The following is a 19,756-nucleotide window of genomic DNA, read 5'->3' on the forward strand; positions in this document are numbered from 1 at the left end:
TCTTGACCTTGGCGAATTAAATTCGCCAAGGTCAAGCGCACCTCTTAATCACTTCCTATTCAGGGAAATTGTGACTTGTTACTTATTACTCGTTACTTGTTACTTGTTACTTATTACTCGTTACTTGTTACTTGTTATTGTGTAGTGCAAGCATCTTGTTAGCTGACTATAGGCTAGTCAGCGAGACGCTCACACTCCAGTTACACATTTCGGATGTTCCGAGATCAGTGTTCCACCGGAAATGATCTGACTTGGCTTAATAATCTCTTGAAGCTGATCCTCGAAGACAGGGAATAGGATTTTCCGTTGACGGCTGAGTGTATTCAGTCAACCGTTAACAGTTAACCGTCAACACTACCGATTGCTGATTAGCTCGCCGAAAGTCGAGATCAACTAGTGTATTGATTCAGTCATGGGATAAGCTGAAATCATCCCCCCTTTGTCTAGGCTTTTGTCTAGACTTTTCTCTACGCTTATGGTTACCTCCTCTTGGTCGTCAATTCTCTATATGTATACTTCCCCTTCTGTAACTCATAAGTAACACCACAAAATTGAACTGAAGCAATTTTCGGCTCTTGAGTTATGCCAAATGGTTTGAATCCTGAAAACAGCTCTAGCAACACCATGCAAGATATCAAATCTATTTCCCTAGCAATTTTACTATTGGCTTCCGTTGTATATCTGCCAAGCTGCAACCTTACTGGGGCTAAGAACAACTCCAACTCAACTAGTAGCTCTCCTACTAAAGTTTTAGATCAAACCCCTGATGCTCGTCTGGTGGAGGAATTGACAACTAGCTATCTCAACAAAACCCCAGCTAGGGGAGTTGCGACTCAGCTAACCGTTGAACAAGCCCAGGCTTTGCAAGACCAATTTGTACAACAGTTGAGCTCTAGTTTAGGAAACGTTGTAGGTTACAAAGCTGGACTGACTAATCCTGCTGCTCAAGAGCGCTTCAAAGTCTCTGAACCCATACGAGGTGTACTTCTCGAAAAGATGTTGCTCAACAGTGGAGCGGTTGTCTCTGCCAACTTCGGTGCTCGACCTGTATATGAAGGAGACTTAATCGTTAGAGTTGGTAGCGAAGAGATTAATAGTGCTACTACCCCTAGGGAAGCTTTAGCTGCTCTTGATGCCGTCATTCCCTTCATGGAACTACCAGATTTAGTTTATGACCCAAAAGTGAATCTTGATGGGCCTGCTTTGGTAGCCATTAATGTCGGTGCTCGCTTGGGAGTTTTAGGAACACCGATTCCTTTATCTGCTACCCCTGATTGGGAAGAACGATTAAAAAATATAAAGATTGTAATTGTAGATAAGGCTGGCAATGAGTTAGCTGTTGGTAAAAGTAGTGCTTTATTAGGAAATCCGTTACAGGTAGTACTTTGGTTAAAAGATTCTTTGAAGGCATCAGGTAAAGTTTTGAAGAAAGGCGATTTACTGTCTTTAGGCTCCATGACTCCCCTAGTTCCTGTTAAATCTGGTACTACTATTCGTGCTCAATATATTGGATTATATCCCAAAGAAAAGGTAGAAATATCCGTTAGTTTTGAGTAATATCATGTCGGGTATAATAAAGGGAATAGGGAGTCGGGAGTCGGGAGTCGGGAGTTGGGAGGTAAGCATTCAGCTATCAGCATTAAGCTATCAGTTAATGCGCTACGCCCACGCTGCGCGAACAGCTTTTGACTAAAACAGGTAAGTATTAGTTTAATCTATTTTATGTCAGCTGTTCCCATAGCGAAGGAGGTTTATTTTAAGCTGACGGCTGACAGCTGACGGCTGAATGCTTACTGATTAATTAAGCGGATTTACTATTATCTGATCAGTTTCCGAAACTGGGAGATTTGCCGTAACCATAGCCAACCTAAGACGCTGCCAATGGCATAATAGAGGAAATCCCACCATACAAAGGTAGTTCCTAAGATGAATTTACCGATTAAGGAAGCACGAATCGGGGCTAAGAGAGGGGTTTGCCAAAGTTGTAATAATTCTAGGGCACAGGTAATGCTAAAAACTACTAAGGTAATTCTGGTTATTGCTTGGCGATTGGGGATAATAAAAAATATCAATAAACACCAAAAAATCTCATATAAAATAGCACCAGAGTAGTCATGAACCCATTTTTCTCCAAGACCAGAGTAATACTTGGAAAGAATCCCTAATGGTGTGATAATCAATAGGGATAGGATAATGAGCCAGCGTTGATGAGTAATTTTTAATAGTTTAGTCATTAACGGATTAGACAAATGAATTGAGTGCTGAGGGCGTCAGTAGGTCAGTTGTGAGTTGCGGCAGGAAACGGGCAAGATGCCCATTCCACGCCTGATGCCCGTTCCACGCCTGATGCCTGTACCTCAGTTATGAGTTGTGAGTTATGAGTTGTGAGTTATGAGTTGTGAGTTATGCCAAATCCCTTACATCGATGGGGAAAACCAATAACTTTGCTGCTGTTGTGGTTAGCTGTACAGTTAGTCATCAAGCAAGGGGTGATGGCGACACCGGCAGCAGTTGAAGTAGTTGAGGAACCGAAATCCTTTGGAGACAAGATTTGTCCTGCTGACTTAACTACAGCCATTGATGCCATAATCAGTCGTCCCGAATTTATGCGATCGCGTTGGGGTATTTTGATTCAACCCTTAGCCGACTCAGCTCCCCTCTACAGTCTTGAATCAGAACGTTTCTTTATTCCAGCATCCAATATCAAACTCATTACCACAGCAGCAGCGTTACGTCAACTAGGTCAGCAATACCGGATTCGCACACCGGTTTATGGTACTGGCACTAGCCCCTATTTGACTTCCTTACGGATTGTGGGACAAGCAGACCCAAGCTTAACCAATACCCAGTTAACAGATGTGGCACAACAACTAAAGGGTCAAGGGGTGACGTGGGTGCAACAGTTAATTGTAGAAGATGGCTATACTCCCTATGGTATTATCAATCCAACCTGGGAGTGGAGCGATAGTTATCTATACTATGGCGCTTCAGTTAATCGACTTATTCTCAATCAAAATACTGTTGGACTAACCCTATTTCCCCAACAGCCTGGTAAACCATTGCGCGTTAGTTGGAGTGATTCCATAGCGGCTAGACAGTGGCGTGTGGATAATCGTGCTGTTACCGGTAAGGCCGGAATACCATACTCAGTAGAAATAATGGGAGTTTTAGGTGAGCCGGTGTTAGTGATTAACGGTCAACTGGCGGCAGATGCTGCACCAGACTTCTGGGGGTTAGCAGTTCGCGACCCAGCCCATTATTTCCTAGAGTCCTTCCGCCGTATCCTGGAAGCTGAGGGAATTGGTGTGATTAAGGCATTGGTAAAAGACAGTTCAGCTGAGATGGTCAGATCATCAGATCAGGGGATGGGAAGAGAGGTTAATAATAGATTTCGTTCTAATGTTAATAATACAGAAATAACCAATACACAAACAACCAGAGAGTTAGCAGCAGTAGAATCTCTTCCGTTAGCGCTATTGTTAAAGGAAATCAATCAGCACAGTAATAATTTGTATGCTGAGGCATTATTGCACCAACTGGAAACAGAGGTAGGGAGTGAGTCTAGCCCTAAGTTGGGTCTGGTCGCGGTTCAACAGAGCTTAACGGAGTTAGGGGTTGACCCAAAAAGCTATAGCCTGGCTGATGGGTCTGGGCTATCTCGCCATAATTTAGCTAGTCCGTTTGCGATCGCACAAACTCTGAGACTGATGGCACAAACCCCATTAGCTCAGGTTTATCGAGAATCCTTGGCTACGGCTGAGGTTAGTGGAACTTTACGCGATCGCTTTCGTGATACCGCAGCTCTTGGTAAGCTCCAGGCCAAGACTGGTACATTAAGTGGTGTCTCAGCCTTATCCGGCTATCTTGATATTCCTGACTATAAAACTTTGGTATTTAGTATTCTGGTAAATCAATCTGACCAATCTGCTGCTACACTCCTTCGTGCTATTGATGAAATTGTTCTATTATTGACTCGCCTGGGTTATTGCTGAGTGTTGAGTAACGAAACTACCTCACCCAATTGAGAAATATTATAATTATGAAACCCCTGGAAATTCCCCCAGACCTTAGACCCGAGACCCTAAATCAGGGTTCAACCAAGTCTCCAATTCAAATCTGTATCACATTAGGGACTCGTCCGGAGGCAATTAAGTTAGCTCCAGTGATTCTTGAGTTCCAAGGCTCTGGGAAATTTAAGACTCAGGTGGTGTTAACGGGTCAGCATCGGGAAATGGTAGACCAGGTAATGCAGATGTTTGAGCTGAGGGCGGATCGGGATTTAGAAATTATGCAGCCCAAGCAAACTCTGACCGATATTACTTGTTTGAGTTTACGGGGGTTAGAGGAGTTATTTCAGGAATTGCAGCCCCAGTTGGTAGTTGTGCAGGGGGATACAACTACGGCCTTTGCTGCGGCCTTGGCAGCGTTTTACCAACGTATCCCGGTGGGTCATGTGGAGGCAGGATTGCGCACCAATGATTTGTTTAATCCCTATCCAGAGGAAGCGAATCGACGGCTGATTTCTCAGATTACTCAATTACATTTTGCCCCCACTCCCCTAGCAGTAGAGCATTTGCAGGGGTCTGGGGTGACTGGCGCAATTCATAAAACTGGGAATACAGTGATTGATGCCCTGTTGATGGTGGCTGAACGGGAACCAGTGTGTGAGGTTCCGGGTTTAGATTGGGAAGGATACCGGACGATTTTGGCAACGGTACACCGTCGGGAAAACTGGGGGAAACCACTGGAAGATATAGCCCAGGGGTTCCTCCAGATTTTAGATAAGTTCCCAGATACAGCATTATTGTTACCTCTCCATCGTAATCCTACGGTCAGGGAACCCCTAAGGGCAATGTTAGGTGACCATGAGCGGGTATTTTTAACAGAACCGCTGGATTATGTGGAATTGGTAGCAGCGATGCAACGGTGTTATTTAGTGATGACTGATTCTGGCGGATTGCAGGAGGAAGCACCGAGTTTGGGTAAGCCAGTGCTGGTGTTGCGTAAGACCACGGAACGACCGGAAGCGATCGCAGCTGGGACTGGGAAGTTGGTAGGGACTAACCCAGAGCAGATGGTGGGGGCGGCAAGTTTGTTGTTGAGTGATTCAGTAGCTTATCAGGGGATGGCAAATGCCATTAATCCCTTTGGGGATGGTCGTGCGGCGGAGCGTATAGTAAAGATTGTGGAGGATTATTTTGGGTAAGCATTCAGCTATCAGATATCAGCTATCAGCCAAAGGCCAAGGTCTATGGCCACACGAAGCGAATGGGCACACTCATTGAGGTACTTATGCGCTATGGGCACGCTACTGTTGGCGCAGCGTGCGCGTAGCGCAATCGGTGGTTTTGAATAAAATAAGCTGAGTGCTGAGTGCTGTTCGCGCAGCGTGCGCGTAGCGCATATGCTTACTAATTTGGTTGTAATCCCCGTTATTGGGCAATAACCGGTTTGTCTGCATATTAGCTTCCCGGTTAGCCGAATTTTAGATAGCTTTGCCCTGTCAGGATGACAACCCAAGTGAGTCTATTCAAGTGAGTCTATTAAGGAGAGCGGAACATCAGAATTTTTTTTGCCCCCTAGGGCAAAGTAATAGAGCTTTTCACCTTCGAGGGAGAACCGATGCCGATACCTTTTCAGATGATAAAGATCCAAAAATTCCGAGAAGATCAGTTTCCGAATCAGCTGTGAAAATCCAGAATCATCACTTGAATCAAGGAAGGTTTCTTTGATATTAAAGGCAACCCAGGCATTTTCGCTAATTACATTGAAGGCTTCCAAGAAAGCCTTTGCTGGTATGTCACCGAACCCAAGTGCTGCTACTGAAACCAGGCAGTTAGGTGACCAAGAATTGAGTTCATCACGATCTTTATCACTGAGATTGCAGAAATCCATCACATAGAATTCATCGTAGATTCCAGGCCGATCTCGCTCAGTAGCAGCCTGGGCTTCGGGAATAATATCAACTCCGATCAGCCGTGATACTCCGTGTTGTTTCAGCTTTTCACCAACTATCCCGTTTCCTGCCCCAAGATCAATTACCCGAAGCTCGTTGAGGCTCTGGTCCCCTTGAGAGACGGCAGACTGCAGGATATCCACTACAATTGATGGAGACTGGCACTTCAGACGCTCATATACAACCTGCTCGTATAATTCAGGAACTTCGAATATCCGCTCATAGTCATGTAGACGGATTTTCTCCCTGGATTCTCCATTAACAAGGTAAAAATAGACCTCATCTTGGCCAAGCTCTCGAACATTTGTAGGTGGAAATTGGATTTTATGCTTCTTCATAACTTTCATGATTCCTTTCAGTTTGAACCCAGATAAAAACGAATTGTGAAGGGTGGAGGATTCTAATAGCCAACGTCAGCAGCGCAAGACCAACTCAGGGCTTACCCAAAGACTCTAGATATAGAGTTTAGTTAACTTGCTTGTGCAACATTTAACCTGTCTAAACCTGCTCATCAGCAGGAATGACCTGTATAGCACCAGGTGAAAACCTGATGGTTGTTGCCGACAAAGCGCGGATCATTATGTTCCGCGCGCCATTCCAATCCCGTGGTAAAAAGAAACCACATTCTGGGCATTGAAATTTTTTGTTACCGCCTAATTTATCGTGAATGTGCCCACATTTTGGGCAGGTTTTACTCGTGTAAGATTCATTAACTAAGACCACCTTCACACCATGGCGATCAGCCATTTGAATCAAATGCTGACGAAACTTATAGTGGCTCCAATTGAGCAGATTACGAGCTGTCTTCTTATTTAACTTTCTGGCTGATTTTACTACCATCTCAGAGGTCTCAAATGTGGGGATAAAAATCAGCTTGTAGTTCTTGACAAGAAAAGAAGCTGATTTATTGTGGCAGTCTTTAATTAAATCTTGGATTTTTTGACGCAATCGATGGGCAGCTTTCCTCATTGCTCGTCTCTGACGCTTTGCAGAGCTTAAGTCAATACGACTCATCAACCGATCTAGTTGCTGACAAAGTCTTTGAATCCTGCCAATATCCCCAGACCCGATCTCGATATAGTTTTTGCCATCAAAACCAGTAAGAAATGTCCTAATGCCCGGATCCAAGGCTATTACTTGATCCTTATTAGTAGGAGTAGGTTCAATATATTCAGGAAAAATACCGTACCACTTACCTTTGATCCAAACTAACTGAGTACCATAAATGCACTGATCAGGCCAACCTTGAGGGCAACGTAAGGATAAGCCTTTTACCTTGGTGGGATACCAGGAACCTTTTTTGAAATCTCCAACTTTGAATTTGATCACTTGACTTGTTTGCCGACAGGATTTGAACTTGGCAAAACCGCCATTGGCCAAGGCTTGTTTGACAGCATCGATCCCATCAGCAACAGCTTCTTGTAATTGATGTCCTGGTAAGGTTTTCACCCATTCTGGCCTATCAAAATTTCTGGCCAGTTTCTGTAAATCGTAAGCACTGCCTTTATAGCCATTTTTGATAGCATCTATTGACCAGTTGTAGATCCACCTGTATGCGTTAAGCCAAGTTTTCCAGACCCTGTGAAGCTCTTTAGATGGAAACACCCTGATCTTCAATACACTGTTTGGTGTCAACTTCACTGTCTGGTTCCGAGGTTTTCTCTTGTACCGCTTGCGTGACTTGCTTTTGATATTTTCGGAGTCCGTAAAGCCTAGCAGAGAAACAGTGGAGGATGGACAGGATATCTTCGACGAGCTCTTGTTCTGGGGAGAGTTTGCGTTCATTGAGAACCACGAGCTTGACTCCACTTTTTTGGCATAACCACTCAAGTAATGGAAATCCAAATCGGACTGCTCTATCTGGGTATGCGACCACAAATGCCGAGATATCACAGCTGTATATTCGTTCCAATATTTTGAGGAACTTTCGCCGTTTAAAATTGAGTCCCGATCCAACTTCTGAAACAACTTCAGCATTTGGGTATTTTGACCGTAAAAATTCAGCTTGTCGATCAAGGTCATCTCGTTGGGAGTGTGTAGAGACTCTTGCATAACCGACAATGGGCTTACTCTGCGGATCTTCCCCTTCAATACAGAACCTTCTTTGATTGCCCTGAGTTCTGATGCTGTCAAGTTTTCCGTATTTGTCCCATCTTCTGAGGGTTGTAATGGAGACACCGTAATATTCGGCTGCCTCTTTTGGGGTGACATATTTTTTCATAACGGCTTAACCTCTACAAATCTATACTAAGAGATTTGTAGATTTATGACAAGGTTTGGAAAGATTATAGGCTAATAGCTACACCTCCGGACTTACTATGCCAAAATGCTACTTAAAACAACTGCCAAGATAGTTATACCTAGATTTTAAACTTCCCCATGGTAAATAAAAGGTTAATAGGGTGAGACCCCGCATTTTCCAAAGGAGCGCTAGGGAGCGCACACAAAAATACTGTCCAAAATTTCCTAACAATAGTTTTGGACATCCTAGGAAGGAATTTAACCTATTTAACCTATATTTAACCTATATTTAACCTAATAGGTGGTAAGCAAGAGCCCCTATTATTAATTACCTCAATTCATCCCTTCCAACAAAGTTTGTACTTTACCATCCGGGTGTAGCAGCACCCGAATTTTTGGTATACCTTCCCCTTCTAAAGGGGAAACAAAGGATTCACCGATCAGAGGTATGGGGGCGTTATCTATATAGGTTTTGGCTGCTTGCCCAAGGGGAATTATACGTCGGATTGTACCATTATTATTTAACCACAAACTATAGTTCAAGGTTTTCTGTAGCCCTTCGGGAGGTTGCCAGCGCTCCTGGAAATATCGTCTAGCTTCTGCTACCTGAGAAATCTTATCCAACAGGGTATTTTGAGATATCTGATTCGCAACGGTAGGCTCGGATGGTTTTAAGGAATCAGAAACAGGGCTACTCGGGAGATTCAGTCCAGGCACAGCTTGATCGATAACAGGGCTACTCCCGACATTTAGTCCAGGCACAGCTTGATCGATAACAGGGCTACTCCCGACATTTAGTCCAGGCACAGCTTGATCGATAATTCTAGAGGTAGAAGAACCTCTCTGGAGACTGGACACATTCTGTTGAGGAGCAGGGATGGCTTGAACCGCCACATTAGTAGTATAAGACCTAGAAGAAGTAGAAGTAGAAGTAATAGAAGTAGAAGAAATAGAAGACTCGGCCTCAGGGATTACCACTGTTTCTGTGGGGATCGATAGACTTTCTCTAGAGGAATCCTGAGTTGCCACGTCAGTAGGAGAGGGCGCTGGTTTAATCACTGGCAATTCTGACACAGTTTGTACTACAGCGATGGGACTGGGTGGAGTTGGTTTGGGTTGGGTATTTGCATCAGCAGTAGGTACATTGGTTTTACTAGCCTCAGAAACAGGTGCATCACCGTTACTAGCCCCAGGAGCAGCAGCAGGACTAACAGCAGAACTAGCTACAGGACTAGTAACAGAACTAGCTACAGGACTAACACCAGAACTAGTAGCACTCAGTTTAGGAGAGTCTGGTGTCCTAGCTGGAGCAGGAACAATCTTGAGCATCGGACGTGAATTCGGGCGTGAGGCTATTGCTGGCGCAGTGCGTACTGGTGCTGGAGAGGGTGGCTTAACGGGAGGCGGTGGTGGAGTGCGTACTGGTAGAGAGGGTGGCTTAACGGGAGGCGGTGGCGGTAACTTGGTTCCTGGGGATAAACGGGGTGGTACCGATGGAGTTGGGATGGGAGTGCTCGGTGCTGGGGGAACCTTGGAGATGGCTCGCTTTTTCCCAATTTTGCTGGAGTCTAATGCTTTTGTTTGTGATTGTGCTGTTGTTAGTGTTTTCGCTTGCTCAACAGGCTGAGGTTTATCAAGCAACTTAATCACTGCCGCTGTTACACCCACTGCCAAAAGCATTGATGCTGCTGTACGCATCCAAGCCGATGATTCTGGTTTCCAACTGGGCTGATTGAGTTTTGGTAGGGATACTACTTCAGCCGCATATTCATCCAAAGCGCTAGCTAAATCAAACAGCTGTGTAGCACTTAAATCAAGTACTGACCCAGATTCTTCATTAGCCAGCTTACCGAGAAACAGGCTATGGCTCAGTAACCCTTTCGATTGCAGATGGATTTGCTGAGTTGGAACTGCTGTGGCATTTTCTTCCTGAGGGGTTGGAAGAGTTAACAGATTTAAGGGAGTAACCTCAGCCGATCGCGTAGCGTGGCCTACGGCCTTAGAGTTTCCAGAGGCAACCAGTTGCTTTGGGGACGGCTCAAGGAAGTGCTGAACATAGCCATCTACCGCTTCATACAACACATCTAAATCTTCTGCGTTGCCTCGTAAGGTTACCTGTTGTTCTTCTGGCTTGCGGGGGTCATCAAAACGCAACTCAAACCGCAACTTCTTCACCACAGATTCTCCCACCCAGCGGGATAAGGGTGAGCGGTTTGCCCAAATTGATAGGGTACAGGTAGGAGGAGTGTAACGTCGCAGGACTATGTTGGTCATTGGTGATTATGTATTAGTCATTTGTTAATTGTTAATTGTTAATTGTTAATCGTTAATTGTTGATTTTTATAGCATTTACAAATAGATCATAAAACCAAATGCTGATTTATCATAACACCAAAAAATCAAAGGCCTTAGGCCACGCTACGCGATCGGATAGTCTTAATTCAATAGCCAGTGGACGAAACCGTCTGAGGTTGGCGCTGTATGGATATTTTATACTGTTCCCTGTTCCGAATTTCCCATCAATCCTAGTTTTACATCTCAAATAAAAATGCTATATTTTACTGCATACAATTATTAAGATACTTTACCTAATAAGGCTAACCATAAACGCTGATGACCTTTGGCTCCACTATAGAAGAGTAAATTGATTAATAGTTTAAGAGCCAGTTGCTTTAGACTATCAGTTGATACCTTTTCTTCTTGGGTCATCCGTTCTCGGTAAGTGTTGTTAAAGTTATCTAAATAATCTCCCAATAAAGCAGCACGATGAGGTTCACTGTTTTGTTGTGTCATTTGTTCGAGTAAAGCCACCGCACGACGGATCAATTCTTGATGGTTTTTAGCCAAGTGACAGATGATTAAAACTAGCGATCGCGCTTCCTCCACATCCAGCTTTTTCCGACCTCCTGAACTTTTGCGCAGGGGATTGGACTGACGCAGACGCCACAATGCTACTCGGTCTGTGATCATTGAGTCTAAATTTAATTCAGCAGCAGCTTGCAGCATCTCCTCTGAACCAATACCTGCTAGAGCTTCTAGACTAAGCAAGACTAAATCTAGCTGGGTTTTGATATTATCGAGATCGATTGAGTCTGCGGCTTGACTCAGAGGCAAATCCTCCCAAGCAGGAGGTGATTTTGGCGTCTTGACAGTGGAAACCATAATTTTATTTTAATAAAGCAAATCCGGTTTACCCGTCGCTGTTACAGGTTTGGAAACAGGACTACCAAAGATTAAGGTATGTTTCCTGCTGGTAAAGCTTTGGTTTAAAATTAGAAGATTGAAGGTTAGAAGATTGAAGGTTAGAAGGTTGAATGTTCACGCATTGCATTCTAACTCGCTAACCTGTTAACCGGCTAACCTGTTAACCGGCTAACCTGTTAACCCGCTAACCGGCTAACCTGTTAACTTATTTAAGGTAAGCAACGGTAACACCAGTCCCACCATCAGATTGTTCGGCTAGCTTAAAACGCTCCACTAGAGGGTGCTGTTCCAAGAAAGCGTGGACACCTTGTCTTAATCGACCAGTTCCTTTGCCATGAATAATCCAGAGTACTCCAAAGTCTATCGCCTTAGATATTGCTTGGTCGATGTCAATCTCTGCATTAGCTACCCGACTTCCTCGAATATCAATGGTATTTTTTGAGGTGCGCACAGCCGTAGCTGGCGGCGAGACTAGAGTTGGGGCAGGATCTGGTTTTGATGTAGTTTTTACCACATTTTCGGGTTTTTGTCCATCCAAAGATTCCACATCTGCTAGGGCAACGGTCATTTTCATTAAGCCAAAGCGTACCGTTAGCTCCCCATTATCTGCGGCACTGAGGATCTCAGCTGTCTGATTCAATCGGGGAATGCGAATGCGATCGCCTACTTTGGGACGGAATCCTGGTTTTGGTTTAGGAGGCGGTGCGGCTGGGATTTGACGCTGGGCAATCTCCTTAAGAGCGTTTGTGGCTTTTTGGGCATTTTGAGCAGTTTGGGAGCCTTGCTGCAACTGGCGAATCACTTGGGCAATTTCTTTCTTAGCTTCTGCGATCGCATCTTGCACAGACCGTTCCTGGGAAAGCTTCAATTCCCGTTCCCGCTCCTGCAAAAGTTTTGCCCGTTCAGAGAGTTTCTGATGGAGAGATTCAGCTTGTTGCAGTAACTGATTGGCCTCTTGGGCTTTAGTTTCCTGAGTGCGCCGTTGAGCTTCTAAACCCGCAATTACCTGATTCACATCTTCCGAAGCTCCCCCCAAAAGGGTTTGAGCCTGATCCACCACCGATGGGTTTAACCCTAAGCGTCTAGCAATGCTCAAGGCATTGGAGCGACCGGGAATACCCCACAATAAACGGTAAGTTGGTGACAGGGTTTGATCATCAAACTCCACCGAGGCATTCTCAAACCGCTCGTCTTGATATTTTAGTGCTTTGAGTTCCCCATAATGGGTAGTCGCAATGGTTAATTGTGTTGTGTTTGCCAGGTATTTCAGTAATGCGATCGCTAATGCACTACCTTCTGCCGGGTCAGTCCCTGCTCCTACTTCATCTAATAGTACGAGTGACGCACGAGGAGTTGAAGGTTGTTTAAGGTTGGCCGGTTGAATGTTGGCCGGTTGAATGTTGGCCGATTGTTCGCGTAGCGTGGCCTTTTGGCCAAGGTTATCTGGTTCAAGGTTAGCCGGTTGAATGTTGTCTGGAAAACCTTGGCCTTGTGGCCACGCTTCGCGAACAACCTTCAACCTGCCAACTTGCAACTCCCTGCCAACTTGCAACTCTTCTTTTGGGGTAGTTATCGCCTCAATAATCCGACTAATCCGACGAATGTGACCCGAGAAAGTGGATAAACTCTGTTCTATAGACTGCTCATCCCCAATATCTGCCAGAATTTGCTCAAACCAAGGCAGTTCTACTGGTTCCCTTGCTGGCACAAATAAACCAGCTTTTGCCATCAGTGCCGCTAAACCAAAGGTTTTCAAGGTAACGGTTTTACCGCCAGTATTGGGACCGGTAATAGCAACTACCCGAATGTAGGACTGAATCTGGACATCAATCGGAACAACTGATGTGCCTTGTTCATGTTTTTGCTGCCACACCAGTAGAGGATGGCGCAGTTGCCGCAGAGTAATGCTTTCATTCTGATTGCGGTCAATGAATCTAGGGGGATTTGCTTCTAACCACAGACTATACCTTGCCTTAGCGGTAGCTAAATCTAGGGTAGTTGCTACAACCAGCAACCGTTCCAAGTCTGCCTTAACTGCTGCTACTTGTTCACTCAAGGCACGACGTACTGCTTCCGCTTCCACTTGTTCTTGCCGCCGCTGGGTCCGAAGTTGATTGCCTAACCCAACAATGGCCTTCGGTTCTACGTATAGGGTGGCACCGGTACTAGAGGTATCGTGAACAATACCAGGAATAGCATCTTTCTGGGGAGCTTTAACCGGGAGTACAAACCGATCACCCCGTTGAGTAATTAACTGTTGCTGTAATGCGCCCCCTTTACGCTGGACAATCCCCTGGAGGATTTCATAAATTCGGTCTCGTAATGATTTCATCTGAGTCCGAATCCCTGCCAGCTTCGGGGTTGCCCGGTCAGCTACATCGCCTCGGTCATCGATACAACGGTGAATTTCTTGTTCAAGTTCTGGGTAGGTGCGGCTGTCAGCCACCAGTTCCTTCAGAATTTCTACATCCTCTTGGTCTTCAATAAACCGCCGTAGACGCCTCACACCAGCTAAGGTTGTTGCGATCGCTAATAGTTCCTCACCAGACAAAATGCCTTGGAGCTCTGCCCGATCCAGAGATTCACCAATATCTTGGATGCCGTCAAAAGTTAGTCCTGTGTCTAAACTCGTTTCCAGTTGATAGGCTTCTTTGGTTTGGGCTAGCAGGTCTAGGCTTTCCCGTTGAGTTGCTGGGGGGTGGAGATAACGAGCCGCAAAGGCTCCCAGCTTAGTAGCCGCAAAGGTAGCCAGGTGTTGGCACAGGCGGGACCATTCCAGTAGTTCTAAGGTTTCAGATTGAATCAAGGCTCAGAGACAAACGCATACCTCAATTGTATTATCCTATAATTCGGTTAGGACTGGGAAAGTTAAGATTGATCAAATTACCAATTACGTAAGTATTCAGAAGTCAGCGGTCAGCCGTCAGCTTATTTTATTCAAAAGTCTCGTTCCCTTAGCCTGGCCTACGGCTAATGGGAATAGCTGATTGCTGAACGCGCACGCGTGCGCGTAGCGCATATGCTGATGGCTGATGGCTGATGGCTGATGGCTGATTGCTCCTAGCTGATTGCTGATAAATGATATATCATAGCTTACCTAATTACTAATTGCCATCTGAAAAAGACAAAAAAAAACCAAATTGGGATATGCTGGGATAAGTTGATGTATGCCCTGCCAGATTTATCCTAAATTCTCCTTCTTCAGATGGTTTAATCGTATGGTAGGGCTTCCCTAAGGTTTTTAGCCCCAGTACGAGTAATGATTACTGAGTCCTGAGTCCTGAGTGGAGCAATTGAGTTTATCCACCTCACCCGATTATCTCATCATTCCACCATTATCAAAAATTTCTACTACTTGTCCGATAACGGTCTGCTGGTGGTATCCGGTAACGTAGGAGTAGGTTTATAGGGCAGAGGAATATACTGTACCGATGGACGTCCACCTTGAGGTTGGGGGTACAAATCCATTAGTTTATAGATAGCTTTAGGTAGACCAACCGTGACAGGTAGACCTAGTTCAGAGGCTTCCTCGACAGTAATCGGACAGTCATGGGTGATTTGACCAGTAGTAAGAAAGTCAATAATTCTATCGATGTGTTCTGGGTCAATCTTCTGCTTAGGGATATCGTCTAGCAGCAACGTTCGCACGAAACGTTGCACCTGCTTAATGGCTTTACTTGCCAAATCAGCCATCATCAAGGTTTGGTCATCAATAGCCTCAAGGGGCTTTTGCTCCACAACTCTTAGAATGCTAGCAGCAGCAGTATTCCCTAGTTGAGGGTCAACTGGTCCAAGGACAGCATTGGCATCCATCACAATTTCATCAGAGGCTAGGGCTAACATAGTACCACCACTCATGGCATAGTGGGGTACAAAGACAGTAACTTTAGAAGGATGACGAATTAAAGCTCTAGCAATTTGTTCTGTAGCCAGCACCAATCCCCCAGGAGTATGTAAAATAAGATCAATAGGAACATCTGGTGGAGTTAGACGGATTGCCCTGAGCACTTGTTCAGAATCTTCAATAGATATGTAGCGGGACACAGGGATGCCAAACAAGCTAATAGACTCTTGTCGGTGAATCAGTAAAATTAACCGACTTTTGCGGTTCTCCTCGAATTCTTGCAAAGCTCGAAAACGTCTATATTGCATCTGGCGACGTTGCCACAAGGGCTGCAACGACGAGATGATTAGAAAAATCCAGAACAGATCAAAAAAGTTAAAGCTAAAGTTCATCGCTTACTTACAGGTATCTAGTAGTTTTACCCTTTAGTTTTCCCGTGCTTAGGATGCTTTATTGCTAATTTTTAGTTTTTTTGGCTTAGTGTTGTGGGCTGATGCCTTGCTAGAGAAACCCAGACTGTTTTTAAGTCTTCAGCAAGTCCTGATAATAGTGTGTCCTATCACCTGTAGTTTAAGCAACGCCAAAACTCCTGTACATTAAATTAAGTTAAGTTTTGTTACAAAAAGCCAACTTCAGTCATAAAAGTTAAGGGTTAACCCTGATAAGTATTTAGTGACTCAACCCTTGAGTATATGCCCTTACTAATCAGTTTGGTGATTGCCGCAGTAGCTACTTACCTTTCTCTGAACACTACAGAAGAAATCTTGAAAGTGGCATCATTATTAATAGTGATAATTTGCCTGTTGCTAAGCTTTGTTTTTGCTCCACTACTAATTAAAGTGTTGATTGTCGGAATTTTCCTAGTAATTCCGACAATCCCCAAGAAATCTTAAGTCTTGTGGCTGAATGCTTAAACCCACATTCTGCAGGTTGGAGAGGAGATTAGAAAAACCCCTACAATAACTCGTAGAGGTTTGTGAATGATTTCGATTGATTTATTGGTTGTTACTAGATTGCTGAATTAGGCCATCTAAAATAGTTCCGATTGGCTCATTAGCAGCACTAGTAGTACCTTGATACTCAGTTATTTGTGATTTGGTCTGTACTTGTCTAGATCCCAAAAAATCTCAGTTACCCACTAATAGTCAAAATTTTCACCAGGCAAAGCAGGAGTGGTTGTTGGAGGTCGCCGAAACTGGGTTGCCTGTTCATAAGCATAAGCGAATCCCAGTAAGGTAGGCTCACTGTAAGGCTTACCAAAGAAAGTCAGTCCTAGGGGTAATCCCTGCTCAGTAAAGCCCATTGCCACGGAAATGCCGGGAAAACCAGAAACATTGGCTAAGTACCCTGGTATGTAGGGGTCATTTGAGGCACATTGATAGGTTGGATCCTCGACATTATAGAGCGGACCGGCAGGACAAGTCATGGTGGGCCAAATAATCGCGTCGAGATTTTGGGCATTCATAATCGATAAAATCTCCTGGCGAACCCTGGGAAACTCGAAATGGAGAATATAAAGATATTCGGTATCAGCCAGTTCTGGATGCTTTAAAGACTCTCCAAACCCTCCGACGCGACCGGGATTGAGAGCCTGTTCTGAATTGACTAATGGGTTAGATAAGCTCATCGAATACATTTCCCTCAGGGTGTCAGGGAATGGAAGCTGGAGGTTTTTGAGGTAACTATCGATCTGGGGTTCAAACTCAGCCTCTGTTACCTCTTCCATGAAAGGCCAGAGGTTTTCCAATTTGGGAGAGAAATCCACCGACTCAACTGTTGCACCTAATTCCCTCAGCTTAGCAACTGCTGCATCAGTTGCAGCATCTACCTCAGGGTTCCCACCCCGAAAATCAATCGCCACCCCAATTCTTGCCCCTTTTAGGGCTTTTTTATTGAGAAACTGGGTGTAGTCCTTATATGTTTTCCCAACACTTTCCAGGGTACGGTAATCATTGGGATCAACCCCTGCCATTACACCCAAAGCGATCGCTGCATCTGTCACGGTTCGAGCCATAGGGCCTGCACTATCAAAGGAGAGGGTTAGGGGGATAATACCATCTCGACTAACCAGTCCCTGAGTGGGTTTGATACCGACAAGACCTGCTACTGCTGCAGGGCCACGAATTGAGCCTGAAGTATCGCTTCCGGTGGCTAAAACAGCAAAATTTGCCGCAATTACAGCCCCACTGCCTCCACTCGAACCCGAAGGATCACGAGTTAATTTGTAGGGATTGCGTGTCAGTCCCCCAAGGGAACTGTAACCTAGCCTACCATAGGATTCAGCAAATTCACTCATGTTTGCTTTACCAAGAATAATGGCTCCTGCCTCTCGCAACTTCTTAACAGTAAAAGCATCATCGGGGGGTAAGGAACCTTCCAGCAGCACCGATCCTCCTGTTGTGGGTAAATCGGTAGTGTCATAGTTATCTTTCAGAATGATGGGGATGCCATGTAAAGGACTTCGCGGTCCTTTCTGCTGGCGTTCTTGGTCTAACTCCCTTGCTTCTTTAAGGGCATTGTTATTGATAGAAATTAGCCCATTAATTTTCGGTCCCTGATCGTCATAGGCTTCAATACGATTGAGATAAAGTTGCACTAATTGTTCGGAAGTGAGTGCATTCTTCTCAAAAGCTTGGTTAATCTCTGCGATTGTTGCTTCCCTGAGACGAAAGGTCTCAGCGACTGCCTCTGAGGGAAAAGTACTCAGACCTAACATGAAAAGATAAGTCAGCCCTTGTTTAGCTATTTGCCACCAGGTCAGTTTTTGTTTCATATATAAATTGAAATTGCCGCATCAAGAATATTACTGATTGAACTAAGAGGATGTTTCACAAGTGATCAGAGGTCAAATTTTAGGCCAAGCGGCGATCCATGATCCGTATCATAGCCAGATAAATCAATGTCTCTGATGTTTGAGCCAATAACTCATAAGTCTCTGACCATATCGACAGCATCCCATCAGCCAACCAAAAGTGCGCTCCACTACCCAACGCTTTTTAAGCAGTACGAAGCTTTTGGTCTGTTGGGGTCGGAGTAAGAATTGTACCATCCAACCGCACAAATCCATGACCCACATGATCAAAGGCTCACAACTATTGCCTCCATCAACCCAAATCAGATACAACCGCGAGACCGCCTTGCCCATCTGTTTGACTTTGTCGAGCACTCGTTTACCGATACTTTTTAGCTACCAAAATCTACCAAAGTACATCTTAGCCCGCCAATGCAAGCTGATTTCTCAGCCAGGGGGTATCTCCCAAAGCGCGAAGAAAAATTCCTCGCGCGCCATTGATGTCCCGTTCGCGAAGCGTGACCAAAGGTCAATCCATTACCTGACCATCAATTCTTGACTTAATAGTCTTGTTACCGCCAATGTTTACTAATTCGCCAGTCCAACTAACAGTTTTACTGGTATAAGCTTCACAGACGTCAACTACAAACTTCCCTGTCTCTTGAGCCTTATGCTTGAGAAACTCTTTGAAACGATAGTGAGCAAATGATAGTAAGTTGCGAACCGTTTTAGATCTGATTTTTCTGTTTCCTTTTTTGGACATTTCAGAAGTTTCAAAAGTAGGAAGCAGTATCACATCAAAGTTATCTACTAGGAATCGGGCAGCTTTGTGATGTAATTCGTTGATCAGATTTTTGATCTTGATGACTATCCGTCTGGCCGCTTTTCTCATCCGATATTTCTGCTTGCCTTTTGCTTTACTTATTTTTGACAAAAGGCAATCGAGATGGGAACAAAGTCGCTGAACCCGAGAAAAGTCACCATTCCCAATCTTACCAACAGAAGTCTCACTAAAAAAGGTCAAAAATGTCCTAACACCGGGGTCTAAAGCCACTACTATACCTTGGTTTTCGGTCTTAATTTGAGTTGTCTTGTGGGGAACTGTTAAGTAGTAGTTCCCATTGGTGCTAGTTAATCGACAGTCCCCAATCTGATCGGGGACTGTCTCAGCAAAGGTCAATCTACCTAGTTTTGTGTGATAAACACCTTTGTCTGAGACAGCTGACTTCGGGATATAACAAGACTGAACTGGATTCTTACGAGACCTAAATCGAACTCGGTTAATTTGCCCAGTCTTCTTAGATTTTTTCTTCGCCTCCCTAACAGCAGTGCAAGCATCCTTAATCGCTATGGATTTAATCTGATAAGGCACTGTCCCGCACCATTCAGGAAGACCATGCAATATTCCGGTTTTAAGGGCTTTCCAGTTAGCTTTTATTTCGCCATTTTGCAGTATTTTGACGGTTTTATTAAAAACATACCGGGACACTCCGAACCACTTACGGACAGTCGCCCTCTGCTGTGCATCCAGGAATATCCGGATCTTTTTTGATTTTTGACCCGTACTTCCTGAGTCCGTGGACAAGGCAACAGAAGACGTGAATGATTCAGAGAAGATCTGCGGTAAGCTCGGATTCTGGACAACTTTCAGGTTGGTCGAGAACCAAGATTTTTCCACCGTTGAGACTGACCGGAGATGAAACCTTAGAGTAGTGCAGCC

Annotated in this window: 16 protein-coding genes; 4 read left to right on the plus strand and 12 right to left on the minus strand. The window is 44.7% G+C overall.

From position 1 onward, the window contains the following. Positions 1-582 precede the first annotated feature (582 nt). Positions 583-1,557 (plus strand): 2-keto-4-pentenoate hydratase, encoded by a 975-nt coding sequence (locus tag F6K64_RS09385; protein WP_287265342.1) that lies wholly within the window; start codon positions 583-585, stop codon positions 1,555-1,557. A 4-nt stretch (positions 1,558-1,561) separates the two neighbouring features. Then, complete coding sequence (locus F6K64_RS09390) at positions 1,562-1,693, plus strand: hypothetical protein (RefSeq protein WP_267872132.1); 132 nt, start codon at positions 1,562-1,564, stop codon at positions 1,691-1,693. A 124-nt stretch (positions 1,694-1,817) separates the two neighbouring features. On the opposite strand, the gene F6K64_RS09395 is transcribed toward F6K64_RS09390, so the two are convergent. Further along, on the minus strand, positions 1,818-2,234 hold the full coding sequence (locus F6K64_RS09395) for a ribosomal maturation YjgA family protein (RefSeq protein ID WP_008191443.1): 417 nt from the start codon (positions 2,232-2,234) through the stop codon (positions 1,818-1,820). A 171-nt stretch (positions 2,235-2,405) separates the two neighbouring features. On the opposite strand from F6K64_RS09395, the gene dacB reads away from it, so the two are divergent. Then, the gene (dacB, locus tag F6K64_RS09400) at positions 2,406-3,992 is read left to right on the plus strand and encodes a D-alanyl-D-alanine carboxypeptidase/D-alanyl-D-alanine endopeptidase (protein ID WP_287265344.1); all 1,587 of its coding nucleotides are present in this window, start codon (positions 2,406-2,408) and stop codon (positions 3,990-3,992) included. A gap of 47 nt (positions 3,993-4,039) precedes the next feature. Continuing rightward, positions 4,040-5,206 carry a non-hydrolyzing UDP-N-acetylglucosamine 2-epimerase gene (gene wecB, locus F6K64_RS09405; protein WP_008191447.1) on the plus strand — a complete coding sequence of 389 codons (1,167 nt, stop codon included), beginning with the start codon at positions 4,040-4,042 and terminating at the stop codon, positions 5,204-5,206. A gap of 102 nt (positions 5,207-5,308) precedes the next feature. Here wecB and F6K64_RS09410 read toward each other — a convergent pair whose 3' ends face one another. The 11 genes from F6K64_RS09410 to F6K64_RS09460 form a co-directional block, all read right to left on the minus strand. Continuing rightward, on the minus strand, positions 5,309-5,461 hold the full coding sequence (locus tag F6K64_RS09410; protein ID WP_287248674.1) for a hypothetical protein: 153 nt from the start codon (positions 5,459-5,461) through the stop codon (positions 5,309-5,311). 65 nt (positions 5,462-5,526) lie between these two features. Then, positions 5,527-6,303 carry a class I SAM-dependent DNA methyltransferase gene (locus F6K64_RS09415; RefSeq protein WP_008191449.1) on the minus strand — a complete coding sequence of 259 codons (777 nt, stop codon included), beginning with the start codon at positions 6,301-6,303 and terminating at the stop codon, positions 5,527-5,529. A gap of 151 nt (positions 6,304-6,454) precedes the next feature. Next, positions 6,455-7,561 carry an RNA-guided endonuclease InsQ/TnpB family protein gene (locus F6K64_RS09420; RefSeq protein ID WP_008191451.1) on the minus strand — a complete coding sequence of 369 codons (1,107 nt, stop codon included), beginning with the start codon at positions 7,559-7,561 and terminating at the stop codon, positions 6,455-6,457. Beyond that, entirely contained in the window at positions 7,548-8,177 is a 630-nt protein-coding gene (locus F6K64_RS09425; protein WP_008191453.1) for an IS607 family transposase, read from the minus strand. Before F6K64_RS09425 ends, F6K64_RS09420 begins: the two co-directional genes overlap by 14 nt. Positions 8,178-8,530: 353 nt before the next feature. After that, complete coding sequence (locus tag F6K64_RS09430; RefSeq protein ID WP_008191455.1) at positions 8,531-10,471, minus strand: DUF4335 domain-containing protein; 1,941 nt, start codon at positions 10,469-10,471, stop codon at positions 8,531-8,533. Positions 10,472-10,771: 300 nt separating this feature from the next. After that, complete coding sequence (locus F6K64_RS09435; protein WP_008191457.1) at positions 10,772-11,359, minus strand: DUF3038 domain-containing protein; 588 nt, start codon at positions 11,357-11,359, stop codon at positions 10,772-10,774. A gap of 247 nt (positions 11,360-11,606) precedes the next feature. After that, on the minus strand, positions 11,607-14,207 hold the full coding sequence (locus F6K64_RS09440) for an endonuclease MutS2 (protein WP_008191459.1): 2,601 nt from the start codon (positions 14,205-14,207) through the stop codon (positions 11,607-11,609). A gap of 545 nt (positions 14,208-14,752) precedes the next feature. Further along, positions 14,753-15,637, minus strand: coding sequence for an SDH family Clp fold serine proteinase (locus F6K64_RS09445; RefSeq protein WP_008191461.1), 885 nt, complete (start codon positions 15,635-15,637; stop codon positions 14,753-14,755). A gap of 746 nt (positions 15,638-16,383) precedes the next feature. After that, positions 16,384-18,018: an amidase family protein gene (locus F6K64_RS09450; protein ID WP_008191468.1), complete on the minus strand. Its 1,635-nt coding sequence runs from the start codon at positions 18,016-18,018 to the stop codon at positions 16,384-16,386. 123 nt (positions 18,019-18,141) lie between these two features. Then, complete coding sequence (locus F6K64_RS09455) at positions 18,142-18,411, minus strand: DDE transposase (RefSeq protein ID WP_008191471.1); 270 nt, start codon at positions 18,409-18,411, stop codon at positions 18,142-18,144. 154 nt (positions 18,412-18,565) lie between these two features. Beyond that, positions 18,566-19,714 (minus strand): RNA-guided endonuclease InsQ/TnpB family protein, encoded by a 1,149-nt coding sequence (locus tag F6K64_RS09460; protein WP_008191473.1) that lies wholly within the window; start codon positions 19,712-19,714, stop codon positions 18,566-18,568. Positions 19,715-19,756: the final 42 nt, after the last annotated feature.

Origin of the sequence: Moorena sp. SIO3A2 (assembly GCF_010672265.1) — a bacterium.
Lineage (GTDB): Bacteria > Cyanobacteriota > Cyanobacteriia > Cyanobacteriales > Coleofasciculaceae > Moorena > Moorena producens.